Genomic DNA, 9,380 nt, shown 5'->3' on the forward strand with positions numbered 1-9,380 from the left:
GAGCTATAACACTCCCTTTACAATAATTAATTAAATGGGTAAGCGTTTAATATCTTTATTGTTACCTAAAACTACCATTGCCATGCCTTGATGAAGACGACGATTCGGTAAAGGATTAATATCAAAATTCTTGTCATCTTCAGCGATCGCCAGCACTGTTAAACCATAAAGACTGCGGAGTTGCAGTTCTGTAATTGTTTTACCTTCAAATTCTGCGGGGATAAGAACTTCGACAATACTGTGATCGGGATCGAGATCGAAGCGATCGAGAATAGCGGGTTTTGTCAGCATATAAGCTAAGGCCTCCCCCGCTTCATATTCAGGGAAAACAACGCGATCGGCTCCCACTTTTTCTAAGAGTTTGCCATGAATTTCTGTAGAGGCTTTTGCCACGACTTTAGATACCCCAGCTTCCTTCACATTCAGGGTTGTAATAATGCTTTCTTGAATATAGTTGCCAATGCCAATAATAACAGTATCGAATTCAAAAATCCCAGCTTCTTTTAAAGCACTGGGTTCTGTTGAATCCAAACAGATTGCATGAGTCGCAATGCTATCATTAAGGGCGTGTGCCACTAATTTTTCATTAATGTCCACCCCCAAAACTTCATTGCCCATTTTATGCAATGAGGCCGCCACCGATCGCCCAAAACGACCCAAGCCGATAATGGCAAACTGCTTATTTTCTCGTGTTAGCGTCGCCATAAAATTCAGCGATCGCAAATTCCAACCGGATTTTTGTCCTTTATTGACCATCTAGCCAACCAATAAGTTTTCTTCAGGATATTTTACTTGACTGGGGCGAGGATCGCCAAATAAAGCAGCCATTAAAACCAAAATACCAACTCGGCCAATAAACATGGTAAGAATGATCACCAATTGTCCCCATCCCGAAAGATTTGCGGTAATTCCCGTGGAAACTCCTACGGTAGCAAAAGCGGAAATGACTTCAAAAAAAAGATTGATAAATTCAAAGTTCTGTCCTTCAATCAGAACCAGTAAAGAGGTGACGATCGCAATGGTCATTCCCGACCCAAAAACTACCGCGATCGCCTTTAAAATCAACGAACTGGCAATCTTGCGTCCATAAACAACGACTTCTTCATGGCCGCGCAATGTCGAACGGGTACAATTAAATAAAATTCTCAAGGTTGTGGTTTTAATGCCTCCTCCCGTACCGCTTGGACTCGCACCGATAACCATTAAGCCGATGATGATAAATAACATCGCATCTGTCATTGTACCAAAGTCTAAAGTATTAAAACCTGCCGTGCGAGTCGTGACAGATTGAAACCAAGCAGACAAAATTTTCTCCTGTATGGGAAGACTGGCCAATGTATCATAATTAACTGATTCGATCGCGAGAAAGGCCACAGTTCCTAGTATCAGTAAGATCGCGGTGGTATTCACAACAACTTTGAAGTTGAGAGAAAAAACAAATCTTGATTTAGGATTCTGAAATTGATTCGTACACCAAATATAAAATTCAATAATGGTTTGATACCCAATTCCCCCCAAAATGATGAGTGCAGGAATGACTAAATTAATAGTCCATGAGCCGCGATAAGCGACTAAACTATCGGAAAATAAACTAAACCCGGCATTGTTCCAAGCACTAACACTATGAAAAATGGCTAACCACAGTCCTTGGCCAAATCCGTAATCATCTGCGAAAGTTTTTAGGGTCAAAAAAGCCCCTGTTAGTTCAAATAGTATAGTTGTTGCTAAGATCGAACGCATTAAATTGCGACTCCCGTGGACAAAAGGGCGATCGAAAGATTCTTGAATTGCAAATTTTTGCCTCAAGTCGAATTTGCGCCGTAAAACTAAAATCAAAAAGGTGGTACTGGTCATATATCCCAACCCCCCAATTTGAATTAAAAGTAAAATCAAAAACTCACCGATCGCCGAGAAATGCGTTCCCGTATCTACAACGATCAATCCTGTTACGCAAACGGCTGAGGTAGAGGTAAAAAGGGCTACGAGAGGACTATTCCAAGTTCCTTCGCTAGTGGAAATAGGTAGGGTTAATAAGAGTGTTCCTATCAGGATAACACCGACAAAACCCAAGCAAATTGTACGAGCAATTGTCATACTTTTATTAGTTCAAAACTTAGGATTTAAAGTAGGTACTTTCTGCCCTATGGGAGTCTAATTTTCCCTCGATCGCCTAATGGCTAAGAACTGAAAAGCGCGATCGTTTGTTTGGCAAAACCTTGCAGAAATTCTGTTCTTTGATTTTGCTCAAAAACTGCTTTGAGTTTCTGGGTTAATTTCTGCCAATTAAAAGGTGTTTCTTCCGTCGTTGAATCGATCGCACAATCTTGGAAATAGGCAATTAAACTCAACCCAGCCAAGCGAGTTAAATAAGCAGCGCTAATTCCCTGCATCGTTCCTCCAGCAACAAAAGTAATCGCATTGCTTTTTAGTAAATGCCCGATCGCTTGAGTGGAGAGTTCTACGATACCTAATTTAACCATGAGTTGCCCGATCGCCCCTGCTGTATCTTTACTAACAGATAGAGATAATTTTTGTTGATAAATTGCCCCTAAATCCATTAACATTTGAGCGCTAATTGCCGCCGTTGCTAATAAATCTAATGCCGCAACAGGGTTAGCAAAGGCAGTTGCAGCAGCAATCCATTGATATTGTTCGACAATCGGTAAAGCGCGATCGCGGCGAATATCATTGAGCCTTATTTTAATTTGCTGTTGTAGGGTTTGCGCTTCTCGCCAGGTTGTCCCCCAGATTAATTGTTCTCGTTCTGTGCTTAAAATAACCTCGAGGCGATCGCGCAATGCTTGTATGGCTGGGTTTTGTGATTCTGTCCACTCCTTTAAAGACCCATCTATTTGATGTTGGCGAACTTGGATCGGGGCAGGTGCCGCTAAAATCGAGAGGACATCTTTTGCGGGTAAAATCCCCAAAATATGTTGGTGTAACTGTTGTAATATCATTTCCCGTTCTTCAGGAATATAGCGATCGCCTTTATTGAACAGCAACAAGATTCGCTGATTGACACTTCTGAGCCGTTTTAAGACCTGCAATTCTGAATCCGTTAAATCCCCCGTCAGCAACCATAAGACCGCATCAGCAGCCTGTAAACAGTCTTCCTGCCAATTTTCTAAGGGGTGAGAAGGGGTGGGGATTTCCTGCCAAGTGACATTTTCCCAAGTCGATGTGGTGAGGATTTTCTGCAAGCAGGTTTTTCCCGCTAATTTTGCCCCAGCGATCGCAATATTGACCTCCTGTCGCTCTAAGCGTTTGGGAAGGATATCCAATTGAACTTCTAAATCGCTACAATCGCGATCGGGATCTTCTGCTTTTAGTATCGAGAGGCGATCGCCCAAACTCGCGATCGCCGCTTCCACCTCTTTTCGACCCAGAGAAGCGGGAAAAATTAGGGGGGGCGTTTTTTGGCCAAATTGATGTTTTAGCCACCAAAAACTCCCCCCGATGGCGATCGTACCCAACAAACTAACTTCGCCGATTTCTAGGGCTGTATCGCGAATACTCCAGAACAACCACAGTCCAAACGACAAGGCCATTCCGCCAACTAAAATGGGTTTGCGGAGTTGTAGTCTCATTTCCCTCTCCTCATTGCCAAACATTGCGCGTCGCGCTGTCCTACTTTATTTCTCTTTCCCATGCTACAGTCATCAGTCACCCGTCAGAATCATTTATCTCTTTCTGGGGAACTCCTGCAAGAATCTTTCAGTCTCAGGAATTTACAACTGTTAACAATTGCCGTATATTGGTTAACAAAATTTACAAATTGTTAACCTAATCGGGAAGCGAGATTTTTAGAGCAAGATTTAAACAGTCTGTTGTGCGATCGCTTCGCCCTTGACAGTTTGCTTGTTTGCTGTTCGGGAAATCCCAGGTAGTTCTTAGTTGCAAAAGTTCGGTAGAGTTTTAAGGTCAATTAAAATGAAAATGAAATCTTTGGTTCGTTGGTGTTTAGCATTGAGTGTCGCGGGAATCACCCTTTCAAGCAGTTTGTTCTCAGGAACATTAAAAGCATTAGCTTTAACCGAAACACAGATTGTAGAGCGTCTGAAAAGCATTCCCGTGTTTGCCGTTGCCGATGAAAATGGTGCGCCCTTAGTGGCCAGAATTCCCCAAAACGCTCAAAGCACTCCTAATGCCGATAGTCCAAGCGTTGCCGGAGTTTTTATCAATCCAATTGATGCCCAAGCATTTATTACCCGTCTCAAACAGGAAAATCCCAGCTTGGGCAATAAATTGCAAATCATTCCTGTTTCTTTAGGAGACATCTATCAACTCGATCGCCGCAATAACCAACAAGAAGGCGTTAATTTCACCTACGTGCCAACCAATCGCCAAGTAGAATTAGCACAGCAACTCAACCCCGAAAATTTTCAAGGTGTTCCTCTCTTTATCGCTAAAGCTGGTGCAGAAGGTGGCTATTTAACCCTTCAGCAAAATGAAGAACAAGTTATTCCCTTCTTTTTTGAGAAGGAAGGGATCGAGCAAATGGTAGAACGGTTTAAAGAGCAACAACCTTCCCTTGCCAATACTATACAAATCCAAGCAGTGCCTTTAGAAGGGGTGATTCAAACCTTAGAACAGAACGATAATGCAGAACTGCAAAAAATCGTTCTCATCCCTACCCAAGCCTCCCTCGAGTATATCAACACCCTGCGCCAGCAAAATCAAAGATAGTCGTAGATTGGGGGAGTAGGATGGTCATTTCGGGTCAAGAAGTGTGGTTATGGCAAAAACGCGCCCAACAGCAAGCGATCGCGGCACATCTTCCCCCCCATGAGATTCATTGGCTATTGCGAGAATTGGCGGGTTTGGATTCTTTGACCCTCCATTTAGAAACCTATAAAACGCGATCGCAAATCGAGTTAAAAATATCGCTGTCAGAGTTAGAAAGGCTTTGGCAGCTTCGTCTTGGCGATCGCATCCCCCTACAGCATCTCACCGGACAAGTTAGCTGGCGACACTTCACCTTGAAAGTTTCCCCAGATGTCCTCATTCCCCGTCCAGAAACAGAAATTCTCATCGATCGCGTTGCCGAAGTCGTGCAGCAAAACCCTCAACTCGCTGAGGGACATTGGGTTGACTTAGGGACAGGAAGCGGTGCGATCGCCTTGGGACTAGCAGAATGTTTGCCCAAAGCGCAAATTCACGCCATCGATCTCAGTGCAGAAAGCCTCGAAATTGCCCGAAAAAACGCCCAGAATCTCAATTTTGCCCATCGAATCCAATTTTATCGCGGTTCTTGGTGGCAACCTTTGACCACATTAGTCGGTAAAATAAGCGGTATGATTTCCAATCCCCCTTATATTCCTTCTGCCTTAATTGCCGAACTAGAGCCGGAAGTCAGCCAACACGAACCCCATCTCGCTTTAGATGGAGGAAATGACGGCCTCGATGCCATTCGCCATTTAGTGGCAACTGCCCCCAATTATTTGCATTCTGGAGGGCTGTGGGCGATCGAAATGATGGACGGACAAGCAGAAATTGTCACTCATCTTCTCGAAAACCAAGGAAATTATCAGAATATTCGCATTTTTCCCGACCTTGCCAAAATCGATCGCTTTGCCTTTGCTTATCGCCGATGAAAGTTAGCCAAAATGAACTTATTGCCGCCGCTAAAGCCGGAGAAGTCGTCAGTTTTCCCACGGATACCGTTCCGGCTTTAGCCGTGCGTCCCGATCGCGCCACCGCTATTTTCGCCCTCAAACACCGTTCCTTGGAAAAACCCTTAATTTTAATGGCGGCCAATTTTCTCGATCTACAACCCTACATCCAAGGAACTCCCTCAGAATTAGCAATTTGGCAGCAGATAACCCAGGAATACTGGCCAGGTGCGTTAACCTTGGTTTTACCCGCTTCTGAATTAGTCCCCGAGGGCATTAACCCTGGCGATCGCACCACCATTGGTATTCGTGTCCCCGATCTTCCCCTGGCGCGAGAAATCTTGAGTCAAACTGGGGCATTAGCCACAACCAGCGCCAATCATTCCGGGGAATCTCCCTTAGAAACGACAAACGCGATCGCCCAAGCCTTTCCCGATGTTTTCCTTCTCCACCGTAGCGATCTCCCTTGCGATGTTACAGTAGGCAGTAGATTGCCCTCAACTGTGGCAAAATGGACGGGGGAAGCATGGGAAATTCTCCGCCAAGGCAATATTGTCATCAAGGAAAAATAAAGCATGAGTGAGGAATTAGAAACCTTAAAGGCGGAACTCGAACGAACCAAGCTGGCTTATCAAATGGCAGCCCAAATGGGTCTGTTTAAATCCGGTTTTTTAGCAAGAACGTCTCACGAATTGCGATCGCCCCTGAACAGTCTCCTCGGATTACACCAGTTAATTCTGGCAGATTTATGCGAAAGTCCCGAAGAAGAGCGAGAGTTTGTAGAACAAGCTCATAAAGCAGCACTCAAACTTATTAAACTTCTTGATGATATTATTTATGTTTCTAAGGCAGAACAAGGCTCGAAGTACATCACAAATCACCCATTTCCATTAAGTGAAGTCTTTAACGAACTCAAACGACTCACTCATCTACACGCAGCCAATCGCAGTTACGACCTCAATATTACCTATCCCGAACCGGAACTTTATATTAATGCAGATTTAAAACGATTTGCTCAAGTTTTAGTCAGTTTGGTGGATACGGCGATCGCCTATATGGAGGAAGGGGCGATCGCTATTACCGTTCGGACTTCTCCTCAAGGGGATATTGCTTTGGTGTGGATCGATATCGAATCTTGCCAAGAAATTTGGCAAGAACCCATCGATTTATTGAAAAAACAACCCCTCGATGTCGATCCCAAAGCAGTACAGTCTTTACTTCAGACTCCCGTTCCTTCCCCTGGCATGAATTTGCTCTTAAGTCAATGTCTTTTAGAAACAATGGGAGGAGGGTTAGAAATTTTGCAAGCGCCCTCTCCCAGGGAAGAAAACCCACTTACACGGGTACAGTGTTCAATTCCTCTGGCTTCTGCCCAGATGATAGAAGAGGCGCAACCAATCGATTAGCATTACTGTAGAGAACCATCGTCGTAGTTTGATTTTCCTCAAAACCAATGCGTTCGTAAAAACGTTGCTGATGAGTTGTCATCAAATAAACCCGTTCGACGCGGTTAACTTGGGGATGGGCGATGACTGTTTCTACCAATTTGCGACCCAAACCCGCACCCTGATAGTCAGGATGAATGACGACATCCCAAATGGTCGCGCGATAAACTCCATCGGAGGTGGCGCGAGAAAAACCGATTAAGCGATCCTTATCCCATACTGTAATGGTGGGATTACTATTGGCGATCGCAATTCCCATCTCTTCGATATTACGATCTTTAGCCCAAAATGCAGCTTGTTTAAATAAGTCGTGGAGTTGTTCGAGGTCAATGATTGATTTGTTCTCTTGAAATTGAATATGGCTACAGTCCATAATTTTCTCTCCCGATCGAGCTGGTAAATAAATCTGGTAAATACAATTGACCTCTCCGATTGCCTAGCTGAAACATTGCGTCTCTCTGCTTGAGAACTCTCTGCTTGAGAACTGACGCTTTTTACCCTATGAACTAAGATTGTAACAATTTGTACAAAAAAAACAAGTTTTTTGAACATTAACTCTGTCACGGTTTTGTAACATTTTGCTCAAAAAAAAAGGCGGGAATTTCCCGCCCATCGACTTAAGTTGCGTCTAGAGGATAGACACTGATTTTTTTACGAGACTTGTCTTTGCGTTCAAATTTGACCACTCCATCAATTAAAGAAAAGAGAGTATCATCATTACCGCGACCGACATTTTTACCGGGATGAACTTTTGTTCCTCTCTGACGGATGAGAATATTGCCAGCCTTGACAGCTTGACCGCCGTAACGCTTAACACCTAAGCGTTTAGAGTTAGAGTCCCGACCGTTACGGGTACTGCCTGTGCCTTTCTTATGAGCCATAATTTCCTTGTTGTTAAATTGCGATCGCGTTTTCGCTGTAGTTTAAGTTTACTCTTCTTCAGAAGTTGCTTCAGCTTCCACTTCCTCAGAAACCGCATCAACAGTTTCTTCAATCTCTTCAACCATCGGTAAAGAATCTTGCACGAGATTGGGGGTTTCCTCCTCGATCTCCTTTACTTCTGCTTCCGCTAAAACTGTACCATTGAGGTTAATCGAATTAATCATCAAACGGGTTGTTTCTTGGCGGTGTCCGCGTTTTTTGCGCGTTTTCTTCTTAGGACGCATTTTGTAAACGATTACTTTGCGGCCTCGGAAGTGTCGCATGATCGTCCCTTCTACCGTTGCACCTTCAACAAAAGGCTGTCCGACGTGAATATCCTCCTCGTGATGAACGAGAAAAACTTTATCGATGCTATAAGATTCGTCGGGGTCAACGTGGAGAAGTTCGATATCGTAAAAGCGTCCGGGTTCAACGCGCATTTGTTTTCCCCCGGTTTCGACGATCGCGTAAGTCATTGTTATCAATCCTTAAAAATAGAGGCCGTATCAGGTAGCTGACTGACGAGACTAAATGCAAATTTAAGTACAAATTAGCGTTCAAAAAATCAGCTTTTGGGATGTCTCAACCCGATCCGAGCTTGTTGGACACGCAATCTCTTATCTTACCATAGGGAATGGGTAATCCTGACTTTGTTCGTTAAATCGGTTTGAGACGAGTCACTTTCAGGCGAAAGTTACCTCCCCCAGTTTCCCCAAAAGCTCGAACACGGACGATATAATCCCCAGCATCGGTAATGCGGGCAAAGAGAAGAGAATTGGTAGTTCCGTCGGGTCCGTCGTCATTTTCGGCTACTTTGGACCCATCCGTAGCAATTAAAATCACCATCGGATCGAACTCTTCAGAAAGGAGATCGATCGCGACATTATCTCCCTGTTCCAGCTTCACTTTATAATCGCGAGAAAACCCACCATCTCCGGTAGGAATATCTTTTTGTGATAAAAGATCGGCAATCTCTTCCCCCGATACTAAGGGTAAAGGACGGTACATTTCTTGGGCTTTTGCTGAAAGCGTCCCCAATCCAACGGTCAAAAGTGTTGCACTCGCCAGTAATGTAGAGTAGCAATAACGGGCAAAACGTTGTTTCATGAAATTTTTTGCTCGGGTCTAACTCGTTTATTATGTCTTAGTTTTAGCGGAAGTGGCTAGATTTTTATTCACCATGAGGACTTACGCATAATGGCTGGCGATCGCAGATAGGGAGTCAAGTTTTCAAGAAGCTGTCACAATTCATTACATTCTTTTCCTGATAGCAGAGATGCGATGACTAAGATATTTTTGCTTAATTTCATCAGAAACCCCCGTGGAGACCCCCACCATATCTGAAAGATTGGTGGTGGGAGGAAACGGGGCGTATATTTTGAGGGTTCGATACCCTCGAAAT

The 9,380-nt window shown here is 44.0% G+C and carries 12 protein-coding genes; 5 read left to right on the top strand and 7 right to left on the bottom strand.

What is annotated here, in order from left to right; all coding sequences use genetic code 11:
• Nucleotides 1-30 precede the first annotated feature (30 nt).
• From JUI58_RS10745 to JUI58_RS10755, 3 genes are all read right to left on the bottom strand, one after another.
• Entirely contained in the window at nt 31-756 is a 726-nt protein-coding gene (locus tag JUI58_RS10745; RefSeq protein ID WP_204103783.1) for a TrkA family potassium uptake protein, read from the bottom strand.
• Complete coding sequence (locus JUI58_RS10750) at nt 757-2,094, bottom strand: TrkH family potassium uptake protein (protein ID WP_204103784.1); 1,338 nt, start codon at nt 2,092-2,094, stop codon at nt 757-759.
• Between the two features lie 83 nt (nt 2,095-2,177).
• A complete protein-coding gene (locus tag JUI58_RS10755) occupies nt 2,178-3,587 on the bottom strand; it encodes a DUF697 domain-containing protein (RefSeq protein WP_204103785.1) in 1,410 nt (469 codons plus the stop codon).
• Between the two features lie 60 nt (nt 3,588-3,647).
• Here JUI58_RS10755 and JUI58_RS27000 point away from each other — a divergent pair, with 60 nt between their 5' ends.
• The 5 genes from JUI58_RS27000 to JUI58_RS10775 all read left to right on the top strand — a co-directional run bounded on the left by JUI58_RS27000 (nt 3,648) and on the right by JUI58_RS10775 (nt 7,018).
• Complete coding sequence (locus JUI58_RS27000; RefSeq protein ID WP_275414336.1) at nt 3,648-3,782, top strand: hypothetical protein; 135 nt, start codon at nt 3,648-3,650, stop codon at nt 3,780-3,782.
• A gap of 148 nt (nt 3,783-3,930) precedes the next feature.
• Complete coding sequence (locus tag JUI58_RS10760; protein ID WP_239121392.1) at nt 3,931-4,686, top strand: Tic22 family protein; 756 nt, start codon at nt 3,931-3,933, stop codon at nt 4,684-4,686.
• 20 nt (nt 4,687-4,706) lie between these two features.
• The gene (prmC, locus tag JUI58_RS10765; RefSeq protein ID WP_204103786.1) at nt 4,707-5,594 is read left to right on the top strand and encodes a peptide chain release factor N(5)-glutamine methyltransferase; all 888 of its coding nucleotides are present in this window, start codon (nt 4,707-4,709) and stop codon (nt 5,592-5,594) included.
• Entirely contained in the window at nt 5,591-6,184 is a 594-nt protein-coding gene (locus JUI58_RS10770) for an L-threonylcarbamoyladenylate synthase (protein ID WP_204103787.1), read from the top strand. The genes prmC and JUI58_RS10770 overlap by 4 nt, the downstream gene beginning before the upstream one ends.
• Nucleotides 6,185-6,187: 3 nt before the next feature.
• Complete coding sequence (locus JUI58_RS10775) at nt 6,188-7,018, top strand: HAMP domain-containing sensor histidine kinase (protein ID WP_204103788.1); 831 nt, start codon at nt 6,188-6,190, stop codon at nt 7,016-7,018.
• Here the strand turns inward: JUI58_RS10775 and JUI58_RS10780 are convergent.
• The 4 genes from JUI58_RS10780 to JUI58_RS10795 form a co-directional block, all read right to left on the bottom strand.
• A complete protein-coding gene (locus tag JUI58_RS10780) occupies nt 6,948-7,430 on the bottom strand; it encodes a GNAT family N-acetyltransferase (RefSeq protein WP_204103789.1) in 483 nt (160 codons plus the stop codon). The genes JUI58_RS10775 and JUI58_RS10780 overlap by 71 nt on opposite strands.
• A gap of 244 nt (nt 7,431-7,674) precedes the next feature.
• Nucleotides 7,675-7,938, bottom strand: a complete 264-nt coding sequence (gene rpmA, locus JUI58_RS10785) for a 50S ribosomal protein L27 (RefSeq protein WP_204103790.1) — start codon at nt 7,936-7,938, stop codon at nt 7,675-7,677.
• A 48-nt stretch (nt 7,939-7,986) separates the two neighbouring features.
• Complete coding sequence (gene rplU, locus JUI58_RS10790; protein WP_204103791.1) at nt 7,987-8,454, bottom strand: 50S ribosomal protein L21; 468 nt, start codon at nt 8,452-8,454, stop codon at nt 7,987-7,989.
• Between the two features lie 181 nt (nt 8,455-8,635).
• Nucleotides 8,636-9,085: a pre-peptidase C-terminal domain-containing protein gene (locus JUI58_RS10795; RefSeq protein WP_239121393.1), complete on the bottom strand. Its 450-nt coding sequence runs from the start codon at nt 9,083-9,085 to the stop codon at nt 8,636-8,638.
• Nucleotides 9,086-9,380 lie beyond the last annotated feature (295 nt).

This window comes from Spirulina sp. CCY15215 (assembly GCF_016888125.1).
In the GTDB taxonomy this organism is placed as follows: domain Bacteria; phylum Cyanobacteriota; class Cyanobacteriia; order Cyanobacteriales; family Spirulinaceae; genus CCY15215.

Bases quoted from the DNA above. Each gene is read 5' to 3' on its own strand.
- JUI58_RS10750 (WP_204103784.1), bottom strand. From the start codon at position 2,094: ATGACAATTGCTCGTACAATTTGCTTGGGTTTTGTCGGTGTTATCCTG.
- JUI58_RS10775 (WP_204103788.1), top strand. From the start codon at position 6,188: ATGAGTGAGGAATTAGAAACCTTAAAGGCGGAACTCGAACGAACCAAG.
- JUI58_RS10755 (WP_204103785.1), bottom strand. From the start codon at position 3,587: ATGAGACTACAACTCCGCAAACCCATTTTAGTTGGCGGAATGGCCTTG.
- prmC (WP_204103786.1), top strand. From the start codon at position 4,707: ATGGTCATTTCGGGTCAAGAAGTGTGGTTATGGCAAAAACGCGCCCAA.
- JUI58_RS10745 (WP_204103783.1), bottom strand. From the start codon at position 756: ATGGTCAATAAAGGACAAAAATCCGGTTGGAATTTGCGATCGCTGAAT.
- JUI58_RS10760 (WP_239121392.1), top strand. From the start codon at position 3,931: ATGAAAATGAAATCTTTGGTTCGTTGGTGTTTAGCATTGAGTGTCGCG.
- JUI58_RS10770 (WP_204103787.1), top strand. From the start codon at position 5,591: ATGAAAGTTAGCCAAAATGAACTTATTGCCGCCGCTAAAGCCGGAGAA.
- rpmA (WP_204103790.1), bottom strand. From the start codon at position 7,938: ATGGCTCATAAGAAAGGCACAGGCAGTACCCGTAACGGTCGGGACTCT.
- JUI58_RS27000 (WP_275414336.1), top strand. From the start codon at position 3,648: ATGCTACAGTCATCAGTCACCCGTCAGAATCATTTATCTCTTTCTGGG.
- JUI58_RS10780 (WP_204103789.1), bottom strand. From the start codon at position 7,430: ATGGACTGTAGCCATATTCAATTTCAAGAGAACAAATCAATCATTGAC.
- rplU (WP_204103791.1), bottom strand. From the start codon at position 8,454: ATGACTTACGCGATCGTCGAAACCGGGGGAAAACAAATGCGCGTTGAA.
- JUI58_RS10795 (WP_239121393.1), bottom strand. From the start codon at position 9,085: ATGAAACAACGTTTTGCCCGTTATTGCTACTCTACATTACTGGCGAGT.